Below are 25031 nucleotides of genomic sequence, written 5' to 3'. Positions count from 1 at the left end.
CGGTGGCCGGGCTGCCGGTGGTGGCCGGGTCGCCGGCCGAGGTGGGGGTGGCGCTCCGCCGTGGCCGGGTCGGTTGCCGCCGCCCGCTCCAGCGGTGGTGCTGCCCAGCCCGCTCGCGGCGACCGTGCACGACGCCGCCGGCGAGCCGGTGGTGATCAGCGCGCGGCTGGCGGTGAGCGCTGCGCCCGCCCGGCTGGTGGTCGGCACCGGCCAACCGGCGGAGATCGTCGGTTGGGCCGGCCCGTGGCCGGTGGACGAACGGTGGTGGGCCCCGGCCGAAGCTCGGCGACGGGCCCGGTTCCAGGTCGGCCTGGCCGACGGCACCGCCCTGCTGCTCGCGGTCGAGGCCGGGCAGTGGCTGGTGGAGGCGATCTATGACTGAGTGTTCAGCCTGGCGCCGCCCCGACCGTGATCGACTCGACATCCCGAGCCTGGGGGTGGGCGGGTGAGCTTCCACAACCCGAAGATGCCCTGGTCCGAGCTGGAGCGGGTGCTCTCCGGGCACCCCGGCGACGGACGGGGGAGCCGGGGCGAGCGGCACCTGCACGTGGTGGACCCGCTCGCCGTGGACGCCGACGGCGGGGACTCCCCGGTCTGGAGCCGGCGGCGCGAGCAGTACCAGCCGCCGGAGCTGGCCCGTCCCGACGGCGTGGTGCCCTACGCGGAGCTGCACGCGCACACCAACTTCAGCTTCCTCGACGGCGCCAGCCACCCCGAGGAGCTGGCCGAGGAGGCGGCCCGGCTGGGGCTCACCGCGCTCGCGGTCACCGACCACGACGGCTTCTACGGGGTGGTCCGCTTCGCCGAGGCGGCCCGTGCTCTGGCCCTGCCGACCATCTTCGGCGCGGAACTCTCCCTCGGGCTGCCCGGCCCGCAGAACGGCGAGCCCGACCCGCACGGCGCGCACCTGCTGGTGCTGGCGCACGGCCACGAGGGGTACGCCCGGCTGGCCACCACCATCGCCCGCGCCCAGCTGCGCGGCGGGGAGAAGGGCCGCCCGGTCTACGGGGAGCTGGAGGAGGTCGCCGCCGAGCTGCGCGACCACGTGCTCGTGCTGACCGGCTGCCGCAAGGGGCACGTGCCGGCGGCGCTGCTCACCGAGGGGGTGGACGCGGCGGCCCGCGAGCTGGACCGGCTGACCGCCCTCTTCGGCGCGGAGACGGTGGCGGTGGAGCTGACCGACCACGGCCACCCGGTCGACGCCGACCGCAACGACGCGCTCGCCGACCTGGCCGCCGCGGCGGGGCTGCCCACGGTGGCCAGCAACAACGTGCACTACGCCAGCCCCGGCCGGCGGCGGCTGGCCACGACGGTCGCCGCCGTCCGGGCCCGGCGCAGCCTGGACGAGATCGACGGCTGGCTGCCCGCGGCGGCCACCGCCCACCTGCGCAGCGGCGCGGAGATGGCGGCCCGGTTCGCCGCGTACCCGGGGGCGGTGGCTCGGGCTGCCGAGTTCGGCGCCGAGCTGGCCTTCGACCTCCAGCTGGTGGCGCCGCAGCTACCGGCGTACCCGGTGCCGCCGGGGCACACCGAGATGAGTTGGCTGCGGAAGCTGACCGCCGACGGGGCGCGGGAACGCTACGGCCCCCCGCAGGCGCACCCGACGGCGTACGCGCAGCTCGACCACGAGCTGAACATGATCGAGGAGCTGGGCTTCCCGGGCTACTTCCTGGTGGTCTACGACATCGTCTCGTTCTGCCGTGAGCAGGACATCTACTGCCAGGGCCGGGGGTCGGCGGCCAACTCGGCGGTCTGCTACGCGCTGCGGATCACCAACGTGGACGCCGTCCGGCACCGGCTGCTCTTCGAGCGCTTCCTCGCCCCGGAGCGGGACGGCCCACCGGACATCGACGTGGACATCGAGTCCGACCGCCGGGAGGAGGTGATCCAGCACGTCTACACCCGCTACGGCCGGGAGCACGCCGCCCAGGTCGCCAACGTCATCTCCTACCGGCCCCGGTCGGCGGTGCGGGACGTGGCCAAGGCGTTCGGTTTCTCGCCCGGCCAGCAGGACGCCTGGAGCAAGCAGATCGACCGGTGGGGCTCGGTCGCCACGGTCGACGTCGAGGACATCCCCGAGCAGGTGGTGGAGTACGCCAACGAGCTGCAGACGTTCCCCCGGCACCTGGGCATCCACTCCGGCGGCATGGTGATCTGCGACCGGCCGGTGATCGAGGTCTGCCCGGTGGAGTGGGGGCGGATGCCGGGGCGCAGCGTGCTCCAGTGGGACAAGGACGACTGCGCCGCGGTCGGGCTGGTCAAGTTCGACCTGCTCGGCCTCGGCATGCTCTCCGCGCTGCACTACGGCTACGACATGATCGGCATGAGCCTCGACCTCGGTGACATGACGCTGGACGACCCGGAGGTCTACGACATGCTCTGCCGCGCCGACTCGGTCGGGGTGTTCCAGGTGGAGAGTCGCGCCCAGATGGCCACCCTGCCCCGGCTCAAGCCCCGCGAGTTCTACGACCTGGTGGTGGAGGTGGCGCTGATCCGGCCCGGCCCGATCCAGGGCGGTTCGGTGCACCCGTTCATCCGGCGCAAGAACGGCCAGGAGCCGGTGACGTTCGCGCACCCGCTGATGCGCAACGCGCTGGAGAAGACCCTGGGTGTGCCGTTGTTCCAGGAGCAGTTGATGCAGCTCGCCATCGACCTGGCCGGCTTCGACGCGGCCGAGGCCGACCAGCTGCGCCGGGCGATGGGCGCGAAGCGTTCGGTCGAGCGGATGACCCGCATCGCGGACCGGCTCTACGCGGGCATGGCCGAGCGGGGCATCAGCGGAGAGCTGGCCGACGACGTCTACCGCAAGCTCACCGCGTTCGCCAGCTACGGCTTCCCGGAGAGCCACGCGATGAGCTTCGCCTACCTGGTCTACGCCAGCTCCTGGCTCAAGCGCTACCACCCGGCGCCGTTCCTGGCCGCGCTGCTCAACGCCCAGCCGATGGGTTTCTACTCCCCGCAGACCCTGGTCGACGACGCCCGCCGGCACGGGGTGGAGGTGCGCCGCCCGGACATCAACGCCAGCGGGGCGAAGGCGGTGCTGGAGTCCACCCCGGACACCCGGTGGGGCAGCGCGCCGGGGGAGCCGCCACACGCCTGGGGGCTGGGTGGGCCGGCGGTCCGGCTCGGGCTGTCCAGCGTGCGGACCCTCGGCGACGAGCTGGCCGAACGGATCGAGGCCGAGCGGAGCGCGCACGGGCCGTACCGGGACATGCCCGATCTGGCCCGGCGGGTCGGCCTCACCGCCGCGCAGCTGGAGGCGCTGGCCACCGCCGACGCGTTCGCCTGCTTCGGGTTGACCCGGCGGCAGGCGCTCTGGGCCGCCGGCGCGGCGGCCCAGGACCGGCCGGGCCGGCTGCCCGGCACGGTGACCGGCGCGGCGGCGCCCACGCTGCCCGGGATGGAGGCGGTGGACCGGCTGGTCGCCGACGTGTGGGCCACCGGGCTGTCGCCGGAGAGTCATCCGGCCCGGTTCATCCGGGGCCAGCTCGACGTGCTCGGGGCGGTGCCGATCGCCCGGCTCGGCCGGGTGGAGCCCGGGCAGCGGATCCGGGTCGGCGGCATCGTCACCCACCGGCAGCGGCCGGCGACCGCGGGCGGGGTCACCTTCCTCAACCTGGAGGACGAGACCGGGATGCTCAACGTCACCTGCTCGCCGGGGCTGTGGCAGCGCTACCGGCGGGTGGCCCGGACCAGCGCCGCGCTGGTGGTCCGAGGGCGGTTGGAGCGGCACGAGGGGGTGACCAATCTCGTGGCCGACCGGCTGGACGCGATCGAGCCGCCGGTCAGTCCCGCGTCCCGTGACTTCCGGTGACCGGCACGCATCGGCCCCCCATGTTTGGAAATCCGGAGAAGAGGAGAAGTGCAGGTCGCGCGGGCAGGGTGGCCCGTGCGAATCGGGAGGGTCTCATGTCACGGACAGTGCGGGCGACCGCGTTCGCCGGGGTGCTCACCCTGGCGCTCAGCGGGTGCGGGGGAGTCGGCGGCGGCAGCGACGCGGGCGGCGGCACCGCCACCGAGGGCGCGCTCAGCACCATGGGTTTCGGTTTCTCCGACGAGATCGCCATCACCCGGGTCGACGCGTTCAAGCGGGACCACCCGGACGTCGACCTGAAGGTCACCGAGGGCGCCTTCGACGAGCAGCAGTTCCTCTCCGCGGTCGCCTCGGGCAACCCCCCGGACCTGGTCTACATGGATCGCAAGCTGATCGGCACGTACGCCAAGCGCGGCTCGATCCAGCCACTGACCGACTGCGTCAAGAAGCAGGACATCAACCTGGATCAGTACCGGCCGGCGGCCCGCGCCCAGGTCACGCTGGACGGCACCGTCTACGGCATCCCGGAGTTCTCCACCGTGCGGGTGGTCTACCTCAACGAGGGGCTGCTGAAGAAGGCCGGGATGACCGCCGACCAGGTCAACCTGGCCGACTGGGCGGCGCTGCCCGGGCTCAACGCCAAGCTGGCCACGGTGTCCGGCAACCGGCTCTCCCGGATCGGCATCGACCCGAAGATCCCCGAGTTCCTGCCGATGTGGGCCAAGGCCAACGGCGCCGACATGCTCTCCGCCGACGGCCGCACCGCCAGGCTGGACGACCCCAAGGTGATCGAGGCGCTGACCACCGGGGCGAACCTGATCCAGCAGCAGGGTGGCTGGGGCAGGTTCAAGTCGTTCCGGGACACCTTCGACTTCTTCGGCGCGCAGAACCCGCTGTCGAAGAACCAGATCGTGGCCTGGCCGATGGAGGAGTGGTTCCTCAACCAGGCCGCCAAGAACACCCCGACCGCCGAGCTGGTGGTCAAGCCGTTCGTGGACCGGCAGGGCAAGCCGCTGACCCAGTCCGCCGGGCAGGCCTGGGTGATCACCAAGGGAGCGAAGAACCCGGACGCCGCGTGCGCGTTCGTCAAGCAGATGACCGCCACCGACACCTGGATGGCCGCCGCGAAGGCCCGGGCGGACGCCCGCAAGAGCGCCGGCCTGCCGTTCACCGGTATCTACACCGCCAACGCCGACGCCGACAAGAAGATCTTCGAGGAGCTGTACCAGCCGACCGGCAACAAGCGCTTCGACGACGCCGTGGCCACCATCCGCTCGGTGCAGGACGCCGCGTTCGCGATGCCCGCCTCGCCGGCCGGCGCCGAGTTCGACAAGGCGTACTACGACGCGGTCAACCGGGTGCTCGCCGGCCAGGAGCAGCCCGCGCAGGCGTTGCGGCGGGCACAGCAGGAGGCCACCGCCGCGCTGGACAAGGCCGCGAAGTAGCCCACGATGGCCACCGTCACCGCTCCCGCCCCGGGCCGGCGCCGCCGTACGCCGCTGGCCCGGCGGGAGGCCCGCTGGGCGTACCTCTTCCTGGCGCCCTGGATCGTCGGGTTCCTGGTCTTCTACGCGGGCCCGATGATCGCCAGTCTCTGGTTGAGCTTCACCGAGTACGACGTGATCAACCCGCCGGAGTACACCGGGTTGGACAACTACCGGGAGCTGATGAGCGACCCGGCGGTGGCCCGCAGTCTCGGCAACACCGTCTACTACACGGCGCTGCACGTGCCGCTGGTGATGCTCATCTCGCTCGGGCTGGCGCTGCTGCTCAAGCGGGTCGGGCGGTTGCAGGGCTTCTTCCGTACCGTCTTCTACCTGCCGGTGATGACCCCGGCGGTGGCCGTCGGCATCCTGTTCCTGCTGCTGCTCAACACCCAGGACGGCCTGATCAACCGCGCGCTCGGCCTGGTCGGGATCGACGGTCCGAGCTGGACGACGGACCCGCACTGGGTGATGCCCGGCATCATCCTGATGAGTCTGTGGAGCCTCGGCTCCACGGTCATCATCTACCTGGCGGCGTTGCAGAACGTGCCCCGTGACCTGTACGAGGCGGCCTCCATCGACGGCGCCGGCGCCTGGGCCCGGTTCCGCGCGGTCACCCTGCCGATGATCTCCGGCGCGCTGTTCTTCACGCTGATCGTCAACACGATCGCGTCGCTGCAGATGTTCACCGAGGTCTACACCATGTACTTCGGCAACCGCGAGACCCAGAACTCCTTCAACAGCGACGCGGCCAGCTTCTACGTCATCCACCTGTTCCAGGAGGCGTTCCAGTTCCTGCACATGGGCTTCGCCTCGGCGATGGCCTGGTTGCTCTTCGTGATCATTTTGGTGATCACGCTCGTGCAGGTAAAACTCAGCAACCGGTTCGTGTACTACGAGGGAGAAGACCAGTGACGGGGATGACCGGCCACAACGGAGTGGCCAACGCGCGACGGACCCGGCTGACCACGGGCTGGGTGCCCGAGCAGCACACCGAGCCCCGCGAATACGAGATCACCGACGGTCCGGTGGCCAACGCCCGGCGGTCCCGGGCCGAGGAGGATCCAGCAGCCGGGGAACAGTCGTGACCACCGCCGTCGAACGGAGCGCCGCCGCACCGGTACCCGGCATCGAGCCGGCCCGGGCGGCGGCGCGCCGCCCTCCGGCCGAGGAGGCCCGCCGGCCACTCTGGCACCGGGTGCTGTTCGTGGCGGCGCTGGTCGGCGCCGCCGTGATCTTCATGCTGCCGTTCGTGTGGCTGGTCAGCGCCTCGCTGCGCCCCCGCGAGTACGTCTTCGCACCCGGCTTCCTGCCCACCCCGTTCTCCCCGGAGAACTACGCCGAGGCGTGGCGGGCCGTGCCGCTGCTGACCTGGTTCGGCAACAGCGTGGTCGTCGGCGTGGCCGCCGCCGCGGCGGTGACCCTCTCCAGCGCCTGGGTGGCCTTCGGTTTCGCCTACTTCCGCTTCCCCGGCCGCAACGTGCTCTTCGGGCTGGTGCTGGCCACCATGATGCTGCCGTTCGCGGTCACCATGATCCCCACGTACCTGATCTGGTCGGAGCTGCGCCTGACCGACACCCAGGTGCCGCTCTGGGCGGGCAACCTGTTCGGCTCGGCGTTCTACATCTTCCTGCTGCGGCAGTTCCTGCTCTCGTTGCCCCGGGAGTACTTCGAGGCCGCCCGGGTGGACGGGGCGAGCTACCCGCAGCTGTTCTGGAAGATGGCCTTCCCGCTGATCCGGCCGGCGCTGCTGGTCGCCTTCGTGTTCGAGTTCAAGGCCAGCTGGACGGACCTGCTCAGGCCGCTGATCTACCTGCGCAACGAGCAGCTCTACACGCTGCCGCGCGGGCTCAAGGTGGTGCTCGACCGGTTCGGCTACGGCGGCGAGCAGCAGTGGGAGCTCGTGCTGGCCGGCAGCGTGCTGGCCACCGTACCGATGATCATCCTGTTCTTCCTGGCCCAGCGGCACTTCGTCGAGGGCATCGCCACCACCGGTCGCAAGGGCTGACTGGACCGGGTGACTAGGCTCGACCGGGTGGAGCAGACCCGAGGCCGGTTCGCCGGGCCGCCGCTGACCCCCCGTACCGCCGTGATCTGGTCGGTGCTCCGCGCCGAGCTGGACCGGCGCGGCGACGCCGAGCTCACCGTGCTGGACGTCGGTGGTGGCACCGGCGGCTTCGCCGTCCCGCTCGCCCGGGCCGGGCACCGCGTCACCGTGGTCGACGCCAGCCCCGACGCGCTGGCCGCGCTCACCCGCCGGGCCGCCGAGGCCGGGGTGGCCGACCGGATCGCCGCCGTGCAGGGCGACGGCGACGCGCTCGCCGGGCTGGTCGAGCCGGCCGGCGTGGACCTGGTCCTCTGCCACGCCGTGCTGGAGGTCGTCGACGACCCGGCGCCGGTGGTGGCCGCGCTGGCCACCGCGCTGCGCCCGGGCGGCGCCGGCAGTGTGCTGGTGGCCGGCCGCGCAGCCGCCGTGCTGGGCCGGGCGATGAACGGCCACCTGGAGGTCGCGTCCACCCTGGCCGCCGACCCCGCCGGCACCGCCGGGCCGCGGGACACCCTGCGCCGGCGCTACGACGCCCCCGGCGCCGCCGCGCTGCTCGGCGCCGCCGGGCTCGTGGTCGAGGAGATCCACGGGGTACGCGTCCTGGCCGACCTGCTGCCGGCAGCGGTCGCCGACGGGCAGTCGGCCGCCCTGGTCGAGCTGGAACGGGCGTTGGCTGCCCAGTCCCCGTACCGGGATCTGGCCGCCCAACTGCACCTGTTCGCCCGCCGGCCGGCATGACCACCCCGCCGGGTGCCGCGCCGGCGCCGCTGGCCGTCCTCGGGCCGGGCCACGGCGGCGGCCGCCTCGCCGACGTGCTGCCCAGCGCGCTGGCCGTGCTGGGCGTGCCCGGGTCGTCCGACCCCCTCGGGCTCGTCCCCGCGCTGGCCGGGGTACGCCGCATCGCCGTCCTGCTGGTCGACGGGCTCGGCTGGTACCAACTGCCGACCGCCGCTCCGCACGCGCCGACCCTCGCCGGGCTCGCCGCGACGGTGGGCCGGCCACTCATCGCCGGTTTCCCGTCCACCACCCCGACCAGCCTGGTGACGCTGGGCACCGGCGTCGCGCCGGGCGCGCACGGCGTGCTCGGCTTCACCGTACGGGTGCCCGGCGCCGACCGGGTGCTCACCCACACGGACTGGGCGGCCGACCCGTCGCCGCTGCGCTGGCAGCCGGTGCCCACCCAGCTGGAGCGGGCCCGCGCCGCCGGGGTGGCGGTGAGCGTGGTGAGCCGGCCGGAGTTCGGTGGCAGCGGCCTGACCCTGGCCGCCAACCGGGGCGGTGACTTCCGGGGCGCCACCGGCGCGGACGGGGTGGCCGCGACCATGCTGGCCGCGCTGACCGCCGGTCCGGGCCCCACCCTGGTCTCCGGCTACCACGCCGACCTGGACCGGCACGGCCACGTCAGCGGGGTGGACTCGGCGCCCTGGCGGATCGCCGCCAGCGAGGTGGACACCCTGCTCGCCCGGTTGGTCGACGGGCTGCCGTCGGACGCGGCGCTGCTGCTGACCGCCGACCACGGGCAGCTCAACGTGCCCCTCGCGCACCGCTTCGACCTGGACACCGATCCGCGGCTGCGCGACGGTGTGCGGCTGGTGGCCGGTGAGGCCCGGGTGCGCTACCTGCACGTCGCGCCGGGCGCGGTCGACGACGTGGTGGCCGCCTGGTCGGCGGTGCTCGGCGACGCGGCGCGCGTACGCACCCGGGACGAGACGGTGGCGACCGGCTGGTTCGGGCCGGTGCCCGAGGAGCACCTGGGTCGCATCGGCGACGTGGTGGTGACCTGCAACGACACGTACGCGGTCCTGGCCACGCGCACCGAGCGGCCGATGGCGTCCCGGCTGGTGGCGTACCACGGGTCGGACACCGCCGCCGAGCTGACCGTGCCGCTGCTGGTCGTCCGCGGCTGAGCGACCGGCGCTCCGTACCGCCGGCCGCCGGTGATGTCGTACCCCCGGGTTAACCTGCCGGGATGGGCCGCAGTCAGTCGTTGCCCCGGGGTGGCGATCCGCGCTTCGGGCCGGACGCCGACGACTCCGACAGCCCGATCCTGCACGTTGACATGGACGCCTTCTTCGCCGCCGTCGAGGTGCGCCGCCGGCCCGAGCTGCGCGGCAAACCGGTGGTCGTCGGCGGCGTCGGCCCGCGCGGCGTGGTCAGCTCGGCCAGCTACGAGGCCCGCCGTTACGGCGTGCGCAGCGCGATGCCGACCAGCCAGGCCCGGGCCCGGTGCCCGCACGCGGTGTACCTGCCGCCCGACTTCAGCGCCTACACGCCCGCCTCCCGGGCGGTCATGCAGATCTTCCGGGACGTCACCCCACTGGTCGAGCCGCTCTCCCTCGACGAGGCGTTCCTCGACGTGACCGGAGCCCGCCGGTTGTTCGGCTCCCCGGCCGCCATCGCCGGGCTGATCCGGCGCCGGGTCGCCGAGGAGCAGGAGCTGACCTGCTCGGTCGGGGTGGCGCCCAGCAAGTTCGTGGCCAAGCTGGGGTCCACCCGCGCCAAGCCGGACGGTCTGCTGGTCGTGCCGCCCGGGCAGGTTCTCGACTTCCTGCACCCCCTGCCCGTGGACGCGCTCTGGGGTGTGGGGGAGCGGGCCGCCGAGACCCTGCGCCGGCTCGGCCTGGCCACCGTCGGCGACCTCGCCGAGGCCCCGCTGGGCATGCTCCGCCGGGCGGTGGGCGCCGCGTCGGCGGCGCACCTGCACGAGCTGGCGTGGGGGCGGGACCTGCGCCGGGTCACCCCCGAGCACGTCGACAAGTCGATCGGGGCCGAGGTGACCTTCGACGCCGACGTGGCAGACCCGCTGGAGATCCGCCGCGCGCTGCTCGCGCTCAGCACGAAGGTCGGCGTCCGGCTACGCGCCTCCGGCCAGGTGGGCCGGACGGTGTCGCTCAAGGTGCGCCTGGCCGACTTCCGCACTGTCAGCCGCTCCCGCACCCTCGCCGTGCCCACCGACACGGCCCGCGAGATGTTCGACACGGTCTGGGCGCTCTACACCGCACTGGACCCGGGCGAGCGGATCCGACTCGTCGGTGTCCGGGTGGAGGGGCTCGCCCCGGCGGAGGGCGCGCCCCGGCAGCTGACCCTCGGCGCGCCCGAGCGCGGATGGCGGGAGGCGGAAGCTGCCGCGGACGCCGCCGCTGCCCGATTCGGGCGGTCCGTCATAGGTCCGGCCAGTCTGATGGGCGACCGGGGTCCCCGTCGAAACGAAAATCCACCCCACCCGTAGGTCGTCCCGCTTTCCGACGCGCGACCCCCCTCGTAGACTTGCGGGTAAGCAGCCGGATGGCTGCCACGGTCTGTCGGCCCGAGTGGGCCCGACCAACGTGACCGGGGAGGAGTGCCGTGCCGCTCTCGGAGCACGAGCAGCGGCTGTTCGAGCAGATCGAGCGGTCGCTTGCCGAGGACCCCAAATTCGCCTCGGCCGTGCGCGCCAGCGATCCGCGCTTCCATGCGCGGCGTCGCCTGCTCGTCGCTGCCGGCGTGATCATCGCTGGCTTGGCTCTACTGGTCTATGGCGCGGTGATCAAGACTCCACCGCTGGCGGTGGCCGGCTTCGTCGTCATGCTGGCCTCGGCCGCCTTCGCGGTGCAGTCGCACCGGCGGGCGCAGTCACCCGACCTGCACGTGGTGGGTGGCACGACCAGTCGTCGCCGTCCCCGCGGCGGCGGCCGATCCGGTCGCCGGCCGTCGATCCTGGACCGTATGGAGGACAGGTGGCGGCAGCGCCCGGAGGGGCACCGCTGAGCCCGTCCCGCCGCTGAGGCGGGCCGTACGCCGCGACGAGCGGGTCGCCGGAACAGCCCGGCGGCCGCTGTCGTATCCGCGTGCCCCGGCACCGTCCGCCCGCCCCGCACGGCGCGCCGCGAGCTCGTCGTTCGGCCGGAACGGGGCGACGGTCAGTGGACCGCCGCCCCGAGCCTGCGGAGTGGGCCAGCCGGCCGCGCGGCCGGCTGGAGTGGTCAGCGGGCTGCCCGGTCGGCCAGCAGTCGACGCGGGTTCCAGCGCAGCAGCCGGTACCGGGCCCGCCCGGTCAGCGCCACCATCCGGCCGGAGCTGTCTGCCAGTGCCGTCCGCCAGCGCAGCAGCACCGACGGCGGCAGGACGGCGGCGAGCAGCCGGGTCCGGCGGTCCGCCCGGGCGGCGAGCGCGCCTCGGACGGCACGCAGCGCCGGCACCAGCGGTTCACCGGTCAGCGGATCCCGCGCGTAGCGGGCCCGCTCCTCCGCCCTGCCGAGCAGCCGGGCCGCGCCGACCGCCGCGACGTCATCGCTGACCGCCTCCCGGACCAGCCGATCCGCGGTCGCTCGGGGCGTCTCCGTGCGGTCGACCCGGACCTGGAAGTCCACCAGCGTGTCGAGCAGCTCCGCCCAGGCGGCGTGCGCGTCCGCGCGGGCCGCGTTGGCGTCCGCCTCGACCACCATGAGGCGTCCCCCGTCGACCGGTGCGGCGTCGGCCGGGGTGGCGGCCCGCGCGGCGCCCGCCGCCCGGGAGCCCCGCCGCCGGCGCAGCGCCAGCCGGCGCAACGCCGGAATTGCCAGCAGTGCGAGCAGGGCCAGCAGACCCGCCGTCCACCACGGCCACACCGGCGCCTGCTCGGCCGGCGTCTCGCCAGCGAGCGAGAGCCCGGAGTCGGTGTCCCGGTCGGCGTTGTCCGAACCCGTCGGGCCGGCCGACGCGTCCGGGTCCGCCGAGGTGTCCGTGGCGCCGGTGTCCGGGCTGGACGGTTCGACCGCGTCGGTGTCCGGTGCCCAGGCCGACCGGGTGGAGCCCGGCACGCCGTACGTCGGGGTGGCGTCGAACGGCACCCAGCCGATCCCGTCGAAGTAGACCTCGGTCCAGGCGTGCAGGTTGAGGTTGGTCAGCGTGTAGGTGTCACCGTCGCGCTTGCTGCCGTTGGTGAACCCGAACGCCACCCGGGCGGGGATGCCGGCGCTGCGGACCAGCCAGGCCATCGCCGCCGCGTACTGCTGGCAGTAGCCGACCTTGTTGGTCAGGAAGTTGACGATGTCCTGGCCACTGCTGCCGCTCTCGGTGCTGAGCCGGTAGCTGAACCCGTTGTCCGCCGAGAAGTGCTGGTAGATCGACAGCACCCGGTCGTAGTCGGTGCGCTTGCCCTGGACCAGGCTCTTGACCAGCTCCTCCACCTCGGGCACCGGCCCGGGAGTGGCGGTCAGCTGCCGGCGTACCGGGTGGTCGGCCGGGAGCGGCTGCGCGGCCCGCAGGGCGGCCGGGGTGTACGTCGAGCGGATGTAGTCGAAGGAGTACTTCCTGTCCCGGGAGTTCTCCCGGTTGGAGAAGACCACCTGCTGGTTGGGGTCGTACAGCCAGTTGCTGTTGAGGTCGTCGGTGCGCACCGGCTCGGCGTACACCGGCATCAGGGACATGCTCAGGCTCTTGGTGACCTCGACGGTCGCCCGGTATGGGGTCTGCTGGACGCCCCGGCCGGCCCGCTCCGTCGGGTCCGGCAGGTCCCGGTTGACGGGGCGGCCGCTCGGGTTGCGCGCCTGGAACCCGTTCGGGCGCAGCTCGTCGGCGACGGCGTAGCGCAGGTAGAACGGGCTCGGCTCGGACGTGGTCACCTTGACCAGGTCGGCCACCTCGGACTGGTTGAGCTGGCCGGCGAGCGAGGCGAACAGGTCGATCCGGCCCGACGAGCCGCCCGCCCCGGCCCGCCCGGTGCCGTTGCCCGTCCCGCCACCGAGCGTGTCGAGCAGCCCGCTGGTCATGCCGGGCACGGCCAGCGGCAGCGCCACGGCCAGCGCCACACCGACCACCGCGAGGCGGCGGCCGGCGGCGGCCAGCGGCGACGCCTCCCACACGTCGACGTCCCGGCCGTCGCCGGTGAACCGGCGGCCGAACCGGCGGACCCGGTCGACGTTGTCGGTGACCAGCAGCCAGAGGTACCCGGCGGCGCCCACCACGAACGGCACCGGGGGGACGCTGTTCACGTAGACGGCGACCGGCACCGAGTAGATGGCGAGCATCGGCAGCCCGGCGAGCGCCGGCCGGCGCAGACCCACCGCCAGCAGGTCCACCAGTACGGCCACCCCACCGACGCCGAGCACGGTGATGAACAGCAGGGGATCGGTGTCCGGGACCTCCACGCCGTACGAGCGCATGTCCTGCATGGAGCCGGTGAACAGGTCGGCGAAGTGCCCGAACGTGGCCGGCGTCGGCAGGAACGTGAGCAGCTCGGACCCGCTGGGGAACAGCCAGGTCAGGGCGAGCACCAGGGCGGCCACCATGCCGAGCACCTGACCCCACAGTGGCGCCCGGACGAGCCGGGTCAGCGCCGCCACCCCGGCCACCACGGCGACCGCGATCGCGGACTGGACCAGCCACGTCCAGGTCTCGAAGATGGCCGACAGCGGCGCGGCGGCGAGCAGCGTGGCGGCGGCCGCCACCGCGCCGATGTTCCGACTGGTGATCATGAGGGGAACCTTCCGGTCATCGCACGCCGCCGGCGACCGTCTCAGCCAGCGCGGCGCGCAGGGCGAAGCCCTGGGAGCCCCGACCCGCCTGGGGCCAGAGCGCCGGCAGTCGGCTGCCGTGGTCGACGCCGACCACCCGCCAACCGCTGTGCAGCATGGCGAGCGCGGCGGCGCCGTGCGCGTGCTCCGCCTCGGCTCGGGCCTTCTCCGGGAGGCTGAGCCAGGTGGAGCTGTCCAGCAGGAAGCCGACGCAGGTGGCGCCGTTGCCCCGCAGCCCGGCCAGCAGCTCGGCTTCGGCCACGGTCACCGCGCCGAACAACCCGATGATCAGGCCGCCGTCGGCGCGCTGCCGCACCCGCTGCACCAGGCCGGTCACCTCGGCCCGCTGGTCCAGCCGGACCTCGGCGAGGTGGTCGAGCAGGGCCCCGTCGCCGCCGGCCTCCGAGGCGTCCACGTCGACGCCCGAGCCGGTGACCAGGCGCAGCTTGTAGCCGGCCTGCCGCAGGTGCACGGCGATGCTCGCGGCGGCGGAGACGGCCCACTCGAAGCTCGCCGTCGGCCCGTCGCCGCGGTGGCCGTACGCGCGGGTGTCCAGAACGACCGTCGCCCGGCTCTCCCACGGCTGCTCCTCGCGGCGCACCATCAGCTCGCCGGTGCGCGCGGTGGACTTCCAGTGCACCCGGCGCAGGTCGTCGCCGCGCCGGTACTCCCGGGTCGCCGCGTCGTCCTCGCCGTGCACCGCCACCGAGCGGGCCCGACTGTCGCCGCTGCCCGCGTACTCCCCGGGAAGCCGGACCGACGGCAGCGGGGTGACCTGCGGGATCACCGTCAGGTGGTCGGTGCTGGGGAAGGCCCTGCTCAGCTCGCAGAGACCGAACGGGTCGGTCATCCGGACCACCAGCGGGCCCACGTCGTAGCGGCCCCGCACGTCGGCCCGCACCGTGTACGCCACGGAGCTGGCCTGGTGGGCGCCGAGCCGCTCCAGCACCACCCGGGGCCGGCTGCCCAGCGCGTAGGGCAGCCGGTCCTCCAGCAGCAGGGTGCCGGTCGGCAGCCGGGACAGGTTCTGCAGGCGCAGCACCACCCGGGAGTTGGCCCCGACCGGGACCCGGTGCGGGTCCAGCGAGCGGTTGCAGGCCAGCTTGTAGCGGCTGCGCCCGACGTAGGCGGCGGCCAGCAGCGGCAGGATGCCCAGCAGCACGGCCACCCGGAGCAGGTCCTTCTCGCCCAGGATGCCGGCCGAGATGGCCGCCGCGACCGCGGCGGCCAGGAACGAGCGCCCGCGGGTGGTCAGCCCGCGCAGCCCGGCACGCACGTCACGGCCTCCGCGGCTCGTAGGGCGCGCGACCGTTGCCGGTGGCGGGCCGGGTGTCGTAGGGGGAGCGCTGCCGGTCGTGTGGCAGCGCCAGCCGGTGCACCAGCTCGGAGACGATCGCGTCGGTGGTGCGCCGGGCGAGCTGCGCGTCGGCGGTCGGGATGATCCGGTGCGCGAGCACCGGCACCGCGAGGGCCTGCAGGTCGTCGGGGAGGACGTAGTCGCGCCCCTCCAGGGCGGCGACCGCCCGGGCGGTGCGCAGCAGCTGCAGGGTCGCCCGGGGGGAGGCGCCCAGGCGCAGGTCGGGGGCCTCGCGGGTGGCGGTGACCAGGTCGATGGCGTACTGCTTGACGGCGTCCGCGACGTGCACCTGCCGGACGGTGGCGATGAGCTGCCGGACGATGTCCGCGTCGGAGACCGCGCGCAGCTCGTTCAGCGGGTCGGTGCCGCCGTGCCCGTCCAGCATCGCCAGCTCGGCGCCGGCGTCCGGGTAGCCCATCGCGATCCTGGCGGTGAACCGGTCGCGCTGCGCCTCGGGCAGCGGGTAGGTCCCCTCCATCTCGATCGGGTTCTGGGTGGCGATGACCATGAAGGGGGTCTGCAACTGGTAGGTCACGCCGTCGACCGTGACCTGCCGTTCCTCCATGCACTCCAGCAACGCCGACTGGGTCTTCGGCGAGGCCCGGTTGATCTCGTCGCCGACGACCAGGTTGGCGAAGACGGCGCCGGGGCGGAACTCGAAGTCGTGCGTCTCCTGGTTGTAGACGCTGACGCCGGTGACATCGCTGGGCAGCAGGTCGGGGGTGAACTGGATGCGCCGCACCGTGCAGTCGATCGACCGCGCGAGGGCCTTGGCCAGCTTGGTCTTGCCAACCCCGGGGACGTCTTCGATGAGGAGGTGACCCTCGGCGAGCAGGACGGCCAGGGCGAGCCGCACGGTGGCGGTCTTACCCTCGATGACCTGCTCGATGTTGGCCACGATGGCCTCGCTGGCGGCGCGGAACTCGTCGTGCGGCAACAGGCCGCCCACCTCGTCCCAGGTCTGTTGTGTCACGGGCCTCCTCCTCGTCGCCGTCACGGCAGCTCTGTAGAGAGCACCTGGACCCGCCGTTGGGTTCGCGACGTCGAGCCTCGTTTGCCGCAGAAATCTCACTGGCCTCTCAGGCTAACCATGTTTGTCGTTATCGCCGACCCCCGCAGGTAGTCCGTCGGTTACGCACCGATATTCGCCGAGTCGAGGGATCACGCCCTGCTCGTCCCCGGGCCCGCCGGTCCCGACCGGCGGCGAGGTACACTGCCGGACATGGCCGGAGTCTTCCTGCTTCTTACCGGGCCGTGCTGATGCGCTGAACGCGCGACAGCACGGCGGCCCCTCCTGCGCGAGGGGCTTTTTTGTGCCCGTCGCCGGCCCGGCCCGGTGGCGCCGAGACGAAGCGAAGCGAAGCGAGGAGAGACGATGAGTGAGGCAGCCGCACCGGCGGGCGACATTCCCCCGTTCCGGTACACCGCGGCCCTGGCCGACGAGATCGAGACTCGTTGGCAGGACACCTGGGCGCGCGAGGGCACCTTCCACGCCCCGAACCCGACCGGCCCGCTGGCCGACCCGGACCACCCCCGGGCCGGCGCGGAGAAGCTGTACGTGCTGGACATGTTCCCCTACCCGTCCGGCGCCGGCCTGCACGTCGGCCACCCGCTGGGCTACATCGGCACCGACTGCTTCGCCCGCTACCAGCGGATGGCCGGGCGCAACGTGCTGCACGCGATGGGATTCGACGCGTTCGGCCTGCCCGCCGAGCAGTACGCGGTGCAGACCGGCACCCACCCGCGCACCACCACGGTGGCGAACATCGAGCGGTACAAGGCGCAGCTGCGCCGGCTGGGGCTGGCGCACGACGAGCGCCGGTCGGTGGCGACCATCGACACCGACTTCTACCGCTGGACACAGTGGATCTTCCTGCAGATCTTCAACTCCTGGTACGACCGCGACGCCGGGCGGGCCCGGCCGATCGCCGAGCTAATCGCCGAGTTCGAGGGCGGCAACCGGTCGACCCCGGACGGCCGGGCCTGGGCCGAGCTGAGCGTCGCCGAGCGTCGCCAGATCGTCGACGACCACCGGCTGGCGTACGTCTCGCAGGCCCCGGTCAACTGGTGCCCCGGGCTGGGCACCGTGCTGGCCAACGAGGAGGTCACCGCTGACGGGCGCTCCGACCGGGGCAACTTCCCGGTCTTCAAGCGCAACCTGAAGCAGTGGATGATGCGGATCACCGCGTACGGCGACCGGCTGCTGGACGACCTGGACAGCCTGGACTGGCCCGAGCCGATCAAGCACATGCAGCGCAACTGGATCGGCCGCTCCACCGGCGCCCACATCGACTTCCCGACCGCCGGCGAGCCGGTGCGGGTGTTCACGACCCGGCCGGACACCATCTTCGGCGCCACCTACATGGTGCTGGCCCCCGAGCACGAGCTGGTCGACACGCTGGTGCCGGCCGCCTGGCCCGAGGGGACGCGGGACGCCTGGACCGGCGGGCACGCCAGCCCGCGGGCGGCCGTCGAGGCGTACCGCAAGGCGGCGGCGGCCAAGACCGACATCGAGCGGCAGGCCGACACCAAGGAGAAGACCGGTGTCTTCATCGGGGCGTACGCCACCAACCCGGTCACCGGCGGTCAGATCCCGATCTTCATCGCCGACTACGTGCTGGCCGGCTACGGCACCGGCGCGATCATGGCGGTGCCCGCCCAGGACGAGCGGGACTGGGCGTTCGCCGAGGTCTTCGAGCTGCCCATCGTGCGGACCGTGCAGCCGTCGGAGGGCTTCGACGGCAAGGCGTACACCGGGGACGGCCCGGCGATCAACAGCGCCGCACCCGAGCGCGGCCTGGACCTGGACGGCCTGGGGGTCGCCGACGCCAAGGCGGCGATCATCGCGTGGCTGGAGGCGAACGGGCACGGCGCCGGCGCGGTGACCTACCGGCTGCGGGACTGGCTGTTCTCCCGGCAGCGCTACTGGGGCGAGCCGTTCCCGATCGTCTACGACGAGACCGGCACGGCGATCGCCCTGCCGGAGGAGATGCTGCCGGTCGAGCTGCCGGAGGTCGACGACTTCTCCCCCAAGACGTTCGACCCGAACGACGCCGACTCGAACCCGGAGACCCCGCTGTCGCGCCGCCGCGACTGGGTCGAGGTGGAGCTGGACCTGGGCGACGGGCCGAAGCGCTACACCCGGGAGACCAACGTGATGCCCCAGTGGGCGGGCTCCTGCTGGTACGAGCTGCGCTACCTGGACCCGACCAACAGCGAGCGGTTCGTCGACGCCGAGAACGAGCGCTACTGGATGGGCCCGCGCGGGGAGGGCGACTGTGGAGGCACCGACCTGTACGTCGGCGGCGCCGAGCACGCCGTGCTGCACCTGCTGTACGCGCGGTTCTGGCACAAGGTGCTGTTCGACCTGGGGCACGTGTCGTCCTTCGAGCCGTTCCGCAAGCTGTTCAACCAGGGCATGATCCAGGCGTACGCGTACACCGACTCGCGCGGCAGCTACGTGCAGGCCGAGGAGGTCGTGGAGCGCGACGGCGCGTACTACCTGGGCGACCTGGTGGTCAACCGCGAGTACGGCAAGATGGGCAAGTCGCTGAAGAACGTGGTGACCCCCGACGACATGTGCGCCGCGTACGGCGCGGACACCTTCCGGGTGTACGAGATGTCGATGGGCCCGCTGGAGGTGTCCCGCCCCTGGGAGACCCGGGCGGTGGTCGGCTCGTACCGGTTCCTGCAGCGGGTCTGGCGGGCGGTGGTCGACGAGGAGACCGGCGCGCTGCGGGTCAGCGACGGCCCGGCCGAGGAGGCGACCCGGCGGCTGCTGCACAAGGTGATCCACGGGGTCCGCGGCGACATGGACGCCATCCGGTTCAACACCGCGATCGCCAAGCTGATCGAGCTGACCAACGGGCTGACCCGGCTGTCGGCGACGCCGCGTGAGGTGGCCGAGCCGCTGGTGCTGATGGTGGCGCCGTTCGCCCCGCACATGGCGGAGGAGCTGTGGCGCCGGCTGGGCCACGACACCTCGCTGACGTATGCGGACTTCCCGACGGCCGACCCGGCGCTGCTGGTGGCGGACACGGTGACCTATCCGGTGCAGGTCAACGGCAAGGTCCGTGGCCGGATCGAGGTCCCCGCCGACTCGTCCGAGGAGACCGTCCGCACGGCGGCCCTGGACGCGGTCTCCGCCGCCCTGGCCGGCAAGGAACCCCGCAAGGTCATCGTCGTGAAGGGCCGAATGGTCTCGGTCGTGGCCTGACGTCTGCGGGAGGCGGACACTGCCGTAAGCGTGATGACTCAGAGGTATAAATATGCCTCTGAGTCATCGGCCTTGTCGGCGCATCCGCCCCGGCTCCGCGACATGCCGCAGGTGGTGGGTCAGGGGGTCACTGCTGCGGCGACGGTGCGGCGGTTGGTGAGCAGCCAGTCCTGCCAGTGGCGTACTCCCTCGAGCACGCCTGCGTCGCGCAGGCCGCGCATGCCCGGTTCGTCGCGGTCGGCGCCGGCGTCGATGCCGCGCCAGGTGCCCTCGATCTGGTCGAGCATGACGTCCACCAGCTCGTCCCGGGCGAGTGGCACCGGGTCCGGTCCGATCGCCGCGGCATCGTAGGCGTCGCAGAGCAGGCGGCAGCGCCGACCCAGCTCGGCCGGGTCGGCGCCCTCGCCCAACGCGGCCCAGTGCCAGCCGGCGAACGCCACGTCCTCGATCCGTCGACCCGGCCCGGCCAGGTCCCAGTCGAGGAAGGCCACCGGTAGTGGACCGGTGGGGGAGTCCCGGTAGACGGTGTTCTTCGGGGACAGGTCGCGGTGGCACACGGTCTCGGCGTCGCCGGCCAGCGCGGTGCCCGCACACGCGTCGTGCAGCCGCCGGATCAGCTCGGCCAGCCGCACCAGCGCCGGGTCGGCGAAGAACGCCGGGTCCTCCCGGTCCCGCCACGGCACCCGCCCGGCGACGTAGCTGAGCGTCTGCCGGCCCCGGGCGTCGACGCCCAGGTGCCGGGGCGCGAGGTCCGCGCCGACGCCGGCCAGGTGGTGCAGGAGCGCGCCCACGAAGTCCAGGTTGGCCGGCGCGGTACGCCGAACCGTGTCGCCCATCCGGACCACCTCGGCGACGAAACCACCGGCGAGCTGCTGCTCGCCGGTCACGTCGGTCGGCTCGTCCACGCTCACGTCGATGCCGCTCGGCGTCGCCGCTCGGCGCGCCACCACCGGTGGATCAGCACCACGCTGGCGATCAGGCCGAGGCTGGCCGGGGCGGCGGCGTACCAGTTGACGTGGCCGGGGGAGCTGACGGCCGCGCCGATCGCGGCGTACCCGAAGGCAGTCGGGGCGGAGGCGATCACGCTGCCGGCCAGGAACGGCAGCACCCGGGCCCCGGTGGTGCCGTAGCCGTAGCTGACCAGCCCGAAGCCGGCGATCGGGAGCAGCCGGACGGTGACCACGCCGACCACGCTCTGCCGGGCGAACCAGCCGTCCAGGCGGGCCAGCCGGCCACGCACCCGTTCGGCGACGAACTCCCGGCCGAGCAGCCGGCCGACCGTGAACCCGATCGCCGCCGCCACCAGCGCGGCGCCCAGGGCGTACGCGGCGCCCTCCAGCGGGCCGAAGATCGCGCCCGCGGCGAGCGTGATGAAGGTGCGGGGGACCAACGCGACCAGCAGCAGCGCGCCACCGAGGATCGCCGCGACCGGGGCGAGGTCGCCCAGCCGGTCGGCCAGCCGGGGCAGCTCCGCCGGATCCGGCCGGGGCGCCAGGAGCAGCAGCAGCCCGCAGAGGCCGATCAGCAGTAGGAGCAGGGCAAACCGGGCTGCCGACGGCTGCCGGAGCAGCCGCCGGACGGCCAGGATCATGCCCGGGCGGCGGCCACTGCGGAGCGGCGCTCGTTGCGGAGCCGGTCGGACCAGGTGTCGTCCAACGGCGGGAGCTGGTGCGCGCCGGTGGCCCAGCGCAGCAGCAGGTCGGCCAGGGCCGGGTTGCGGGCCAGCGCGGGGCCGTGCGAGTAGGTGCCGAGCAGTTTGCCGCGCCAGGCGCCCTCGGTGTTGCCGTCGTTGCCCACACCGGCGGTGATCCGGGCCAGCGGGGAGACCTCCGGGCCGAGGTGGGTGCGGCCGCCGTGGTTCTCGAAGCCGGTCAGCGCGGGCAGGCCCAGCCGGGGGTCGATCTCGCCGGCCAGCTCGCCGACAGCCCGGCTCGGGCCCCGGTCGGACTGCAGGTCGAGCAACTCCAGGCCGCGGCACTGGACACCCTTGGCGAAGAAGGAGGTGCCGAGCAGTTGGTAGCCGGCGCAGACGCCGAACACCACCGAGCCCTGGGCGACCGCCCGGTGCAGGCCGCCGTCGGCGATCAGCCGCTGCGCGCCGAGGGCCTGCGGGCCGTCCTCACCGCCGCCGACCAGGTAGATGTCGGCGGTGGCGGGCAGCCGCTCGTCGGAGCGGACCTCCAGCACCTCGACCGGCATGCCACGCTGGCGGGCCCGTCGGGCGAGGATCAGGGCGTTGCCCCGGTCGCCGTACGTGGAGAGCAGGTCGGGGTAGATCCAGACGATGCGCAGGCTTTCAGTTGACACGGTCCAACTCCGCTCGGATGTCCTGGAACGCGGTGTAGTTCGCGATGACCTCCAGCCGCCCGGGCGGGACCGACCGGATCGCGTCCTCGAAGGTGCGCACGTGCTGGAACGGCACGTCGTTGACGTCCAGCCGGACCGCCAGGTCGTACGCCCGGTCGCCGGTGATCAGCACCTGCCGGCCGCGCAGCGGGGCGAAGTCGACGTCGAAGAGCCAGGAGGTGTCCAGCCCGTCGGGGTCGCGCGCGTTGATGGAGAGCAGGGTCGGCGCCTCGTCGGCCATGTCGAAGGCCTCCAGCCAGCTGGCCGGGTTCTTGGCCAGCAGCAGCCGGATGTTGCGCCCGTCCTTGTCCACCTGCGCGTAGCGGCCGGCGACCGAGGTGACGATGCCGAGGCGGGACACCGCGTCGACCGGGCGGACGCCGAACTCGGCGGCCACGGCCAGCGCGGTCGCCGCGTTGCCGAGGTTGACCTTGCCGGGTAGCTGGAGGGAGACCTTGTGCCAGGCCCCGGTGGGGTCGAGCACGCCCTCGTCCTCGACAACCCAATGCGGCTCCGGCCGGCGCAGCGGGCACCCGGTGCACCACCACTGGTCGCCGGAGCGCTGGATGGTGGAGCCGCACTCGGGGCAGACCCAGGAGTCGTCGTGCCAGCGCTGGCCGGCGCTGAACCAGGTCACGTGCGGCGGGTTGATGCCGCGGTCGGGGTCGGCCGGCGGGGTCGCGGCCCAGACCACCATCGGGTCGTCGGCGTTGGCCACCACCCGCACGTTGGTGTGCCGGACCAGGGCCGCGCGCCAGAGCTGCGCCATCATGGCGACCTCCTTGGCCCGGTCGAGCTGGTCACGGGACAGGTTCAGCAGCGCGACCACGTGCGGCTCGGTCGCCTCCAGCACCTGGGCGAGGTAGTGCTCGTCGACCTCCAGCACGGCGTACGGGGTGCTGCCGGCCTTGGCCAGCGCCGAGGTGTGCCCGGTGGGCATGTTGGCGCCGAACGAGTTGGTGGCGACCCGGCCGAGCACGCCGACCGCGGCGGCCGACAGTCGGGTGGTGGTGGTCTTGCCGTTGGTGCCGGAGACGAGCGCGATGGCGCGCCCGGCCGACAGGTGGGCCAGCAGGTCCGGGTCGATCTTGAGGCCGATCCACCCGCCGATCACCGAACCGTCGCCACGGCCGGCGGCCCGGGAGAGCGCCGCGGCGGTCCGTGACACGGAGCTGGCCACCTTGGCCCGTAGGGGCATTTTCGCGTCCGTCACGCGAGCGAGGTTACCGGACCGGCCATCCCACCAGATCGCCGCCGACGGCGAACCGTTCGGCCGTGGTGCGGGGGCCGGTGTCCGGATGGGCCTCCGCCGGGCGGAGTCGATCTATGTCGGAAAGCGGACCACGCCGAGGGGCGGTCGGGGCCCTCCACTGCGCTCCACCCCTTGTGACGTGCTCTTTTGCCGGCGGATCGGGCGCGCCACGCGGTCGAATCTGGTTGCGGGTGGAGGGAAGTGGAGTAGAGTGGGGCCCAATGGTGAGGCCGGGAGGGCTCACCGGCCCGGGGGGTCAGCGGCGCCGCGAACGCCGCTCAGGGGCGAGGGGGTAGGGCCGATGTTCCTCGGCACCCACACTCCGCGTCTGGACGACAAGGGCCGGCTGATCCTTCCGGCCAAGTTCCGAGATGAGCTGGCGGGGGGTGTCGTGGTCACCAAAGGGCAGGATCGCTGTCTCTACGTCTTCCCGACACCCGAGTTCCAGCGGATCGCGGAGCAGTTGCGCGCGCAGCCGATGACACACAAGGCGGCCCGGGCCTACAGCCGGGTCTTCTTCGCCAGCGCGCACGACGAGGTGCCGGACAAGCAGGGCCGGGTGACCATCCCGGCGCACCTGCGGGCGTACGCCGGGCTCGACCGCGACCTGGTCGTGATCGGGGCCAGCACGCGGGTGGAGATCTGGGACCGGGCCGCGTGGGAAACCTACCTCGCCGAGAGCGAAGACGACTTCGCCGACATCGAGGAGGGGGTGCTGCCCGGCGGTCTGTAGGGCGAAAGGCGCCCGACGTACTGCGAGATCTCCAGCCGCTTTCGAGTTCCTGGCATCCCTTCCCCGGTGCCAGGCGCACGATCCAGTCATCGGGCGGAGCCCGGTGCCGGCGGGAGCGGATGGGGATCTGGCAGTACGACGGCGGCGCCGTCGACGACAGGGCGCACGAACGAACGGACGTTTCAACCAGTGGGGGTCGACATGGGGGAGTTGCGCGGCACGCACGTGCCGGTGCTGCTCGAGCGGTGCCTCGAGCTGCTGGCCCCCGCCCTGGGTCGAGGCGGCCGGACGGTGCACGTCGACGCGACGCTCGGCCTGGCCGGGCATGCGGAGGCGGTGCTCGAGGCGCACCCGGAGACGATCCTGATCGGGCTCGACCGGGACACCGAGGCACTGGCACACGCACGGGTCCGGCTGGCCCGGTTCGCCGACCGGGTGCACCTGGAGCACGCCGTCTACGACGAGCTGCCCGAGGTGCTGGACCGGCTGGGCTATCCGGGCATCGACGGGATCCTGTTCGACCTGGGTGTCTCGTCGCTGCAACTGGACGCGCCCGACCGCGGGTTCGCCTACGCGCAGGACGCGCCACTGGACATGCGGATGGACCAGACCCGGGGGGTGACCGCCGAGGAGGTGGTCAACACCTATCCGCACCCGGACCTGGCCCGGGTGCTGCGGGTCTACGGCGAGGAGAAGTTCGCCGGCCGGATCGCCTCGGCGATCATCCGGGAGCGGGAACGCGCCCGGATCACCTCGTCCGCGCGGCTGGCGGAGCTGGTCCGGGACTCGATCCCGGCACCGGCCCGACGAACGGGCGGACACCCGGCAAAGAGAACGTTTCAGGCTTTACGGATCGAGGTAAACAAGGAGCTGGCAGCGCTGGAAGCAGCGCTGCCGTCCGCGCTCGACGCACTGACCGTGGGCGGTCGCATGGTGGTCCTGTCCTACCACTCGTTGGAGGACCGGCTCACCAAGGTGGCGCTCGCGGACCGGGTCCGCAGTAAGGGCCCGGTCGACCTCCCGGTCGAACTGCCCGGGTCGGGTCCGACGTTCCGGCTGCTCAGCCGGGGCGCCGAACTGCCCGGGGAGGCGGAGGTCGCCGCGAACCCGCGCGCCGCCTCCGTGCGGCTGCGGGCCGCGGAGCGGCTCGACCCGAACGCGACACAGCAAGGGCGGACCGACCGCGAACGGTCCCGCCGACGGGTGAAGGCGATGCACCAACCGGGGACGGGGTCCGCGGGATCCGTGGGGGATCCAGGGACGCCGGGGGACGACAGAGGGACGGATGTAGAGGGGGAGGGACATGAAC

The 25031-nt window shown here is 73.2% G+C and carries 19 protein-coding genes and 1 pseudogene; 13 read left to right on the top strand and 7 right to left on the bottom strand.

The window, feature by feature from the left end:
* From DKT68_RS21740 to DKT68_RS21700, 10 genes and pseudogenes are all read left to right on the top strand, one after another.
* Positions 1–382: pseudogene (locus DKT68_RS21740) on the top strand (DNA polymerase Y family protein); the annotation flags it as partial.
* Positions 383–445: 63 nt separating this feature from the next.
* The gene (locus tag DKT68_RS21735; protein ID WP_109819249.1) at positions 446–3814 is read left to right on the top strand and encodes an error-prone DNA polymerase; all 3369 of its coding nucleotides are present in this window, start codon (positions 446–448) and stop codon (positions 3812–3814) included.
* 95 nt (positions 3815–3909) lie between these two features.
* The gene (locus tag DKT68_RS21730; RefSeq protein ID WP_109819248.1) at positions 3910–5259 is read left to right on the top strand and encodes an extracellular solute-binding protein; all 1350 of its coding nucleotides are present in this window, start codon (positions 3910–3912) and stop codon (positions 5257–5259) included.
* 6 nt (positions 5260–5265) lie between these two features.
* Positions 5266–6213 (top strand): carbohydrate ABC transporter permease, encoded by a 948-nt coding sequence (locus DKT68_RS21725; RefSeq protein ID WP_109819247.1) that lies wholly within the window; start codon positions 5266–5268, stop codon positions 6211–6213.
* Positions 6210–6386, top strand: a complete 177-nt coding sequence (locus DKT68_RS31545) for a hypothetical protein (protein ID WP_201749137.1) — start codon at positions 6210–6212, stop codon at positions 6384–6386. The genes DKT68_RS21725 and DKT68_RS31545 overlap by 4 nt, the downstream gene beginning before the upstream one ends.
* Positions 6383–7306 (top strand): carbohydrate ABC transporter permease, encoded by a 924-nt coding sequence (locus DKT68_RS21720; protein ID WP_109819246.1) that lies wholly within the window; start codon positions 6383–6385, stop codon positions 7304–7306. The genes DKT68_RS31545 and DKT68_RS21720 overlap by 4 nt, the downstream gene beginning before the upstream one ends.
* A 9-nt stretch (positions 7307–7315) precedes the next feature.
* On the top strand, positions 7316–8083 hold the full coding sequence (locus DKT68_RS21715) for a methyltransferase domain-containing protein (protein WP_109819245.1): 768 nt from the start codon (positions 7316–7318) through the stop codon (positions 8081–8083).
* Complete coding sequence (locus DKT68_RS21710; protein ID WP_109819244.1) at positions 8080–9252, top strand: alkaline phosphatase family protein; 1173 nt, start codon at positions 8080–8082, stop codon at positions 9250–9252. The genes DKT68_RS21715 and DKT68_RS21710 overlap by 4 nt, the downstream gene beginning before the upstream one ends.
* 62 nt (positions 9253–9314) lie before the next feature.
* Entirely contained in the window at positions 9315–10574 is a 1260-nt protein-coding gene (locus tag DKT68_RS21705) for a DNA polymerase IV (RefSeq protein ID WP_109819243.1), read from the top strand.
* A gap of 116 nt (positions 10575–10690) precedes the next feature.
* Positions 10691–11092, top strand: a complete 402-nt coding sequence (locus DKT68_RS21700; RefSeq protein ID WP_109819242.1) for a DUF3040 domain-containing protein — start codon at positions 10691–10693, stop codon at positions 11090–11092.
* A gap of 215 nt (positions 11093–11307) precedes the next feature.
* Here the strand turns inward: DKT68_RS21700 and DKT68_RS21695 are convergent, their stop codons facing one another.
* From DKT68_RS21695 to DKT68_RS21685, 3 genes are read right to left on the bottom strand one after another with little or no spacing between them, the layout of a single operon-like run.
* Positions 11308–13779, bottom strand: coding sequence for a transglutaminase family protein (locus DKT68_RS21695; RefSeq protein WP_109819241.1), 2472 nt, complete (start codon positions 13777–13779; stop codon positions 11308–11310).
* Between the two features lie 16 nt (positions 13780–13795).
* On the bottom strand, positions 13796–15094 hold the full coding sequence (locus DKT68_RS21690; protein ID WP_109819240.1) for a DUF58 domain-containing protein: 1299 nt from the start codon (positions 15092–15094) through the stop codon (positions 13796–13798).
* Between the two features lies 1 nt (position 15095).
* Positions 15096–16148: an AAA family ATPase gene (locus DKT68_RS21685; RefSeq protein ID WP_109819239.1), complete on the bottom strand. Its 1053-nt coding sequence runs from the start codon at positions 16146–16148 to the stop codon at positions 15096–15098.
* 402 nt (positions 16149–16550) lie between these two features.
* Here DKT68_RS21685 and leuS point away from each other — a divergent pair, with 402 nt between their 5' ends.
* Positions 16551–19391 carry a leucine--tRNA ligase gene (gene leuS / locus DKT68_RS21680; RefSeq protein ID WP_109819238.1) on the top strand — a complete coding sequence of 947 codons (2841 nt, stop codon included), beginning with the start codon at positions 16551–16553 and terminating at the stop codon, positions 19389–19391.
* A 119-nt stretch (positions 19392–19510) separates the two neighbouring features.
* Here leuS and DKT68_RS21675 read toward each other — a convergent pair whose 3' ends face one another.
* Genes DKT68_RS21675 through DKT68_RS21660 form a run of 4 tightly spaced genes read right to left on the bottom strand, consistent with a single transcriptional unit; the run spans position 19511 to position 22935 of the window.
* On the bottom strand, positions 19511–20341 hold the full coding sequence (locus tag DKT68_RS21675) for a phosphotransferase (RefSeq protein ID WP_201749136.1): 831 nt from the start codon (positions 20339–20341) through the stop codon (positions 19511–19513).
* The gene (locus tag DKT68_RS21670; RefSeq protein WP_109819237.1) at positions 20299–20982 is read right to left on the bottom strand and encodes a TVP38/TMEM64 family protein; all 684 of its coding nucleotides are present in this window, start codon (positions 20980–20982) and stop codon (positions 20299–20301) included. The genes DKT68_RS21675 and DKT68_RS21670 overlap by 43 nt, the downstream gene beginning before the upstream one ends.
* Entirely contained in the window at positions 20979–21698 is a 720-nt protein-coding gene (locus DKT68_RS21665) for a type 1 glutamine amidotransferase (protein WP_109819236.1), read from the bottom strand. Before DKT68_RS21665 ends, DKT68_RS21670 begins: the two co-directional genes overlap by 4 nt.
* Complete coding sequence (locus DKT68_RS21660; protein ID WP_109819235.1) at positions 21688–22935, bottom strand: MurT ligase domain-containing protein; 1248 nt, start codon at positions 22933–22935, stop codon at positions 21688–21690. The genes DKT68_RS21665 and DKT68_RS21660 overlap by 11 nt, the downstream gene beginning before the upstream one ends.
* Positions 22936–23290: 355 nt before the next feature.
* Here DKT68_RS21660 and mraZ point away from each other — a divergent pair, with 355 nt between their 5' ends.
* Both mraZ and rsmH read left to right on the top strand, forming a co-directional pair.
* Positions 23291–23722, top strand: a complete 432-nt coding sequence (gene mraZ, locus DKT68_RS21655; protein WP_109819234.1) for a division/cell wall cluster transcriptional repressor MraZ — start codon at positions 23291–23293, stop codon at positions 23720–23722.
* Positions 23723–23923: 201 nt separating this feature from the next.
* On the top strand, positions 23924–25031 hold a 1108-nt coding region (gene rsmH, locus DKT68_RS21650; protein ID WP_109819250.1), incomplete at its 3' end, for a 16S rRNA (cytosine(1402)-N(4))-methyltransferase RsmH.

The organism is Micromonospora acroterricola (genome assembly GCF_003172955.1).
GTDB classification, from domain to species: domain Bacteria; phylum Actinomycetota; class Actinomycetes; order Mycobacteriales; family Micromonosporaceae; genus Micromonospora; species Micromonospora acroterricola.
Note: the sequence above shows the minus strand (reverse complement) of the source record. Positions and strands in the feature narration are given on the sequence as shown.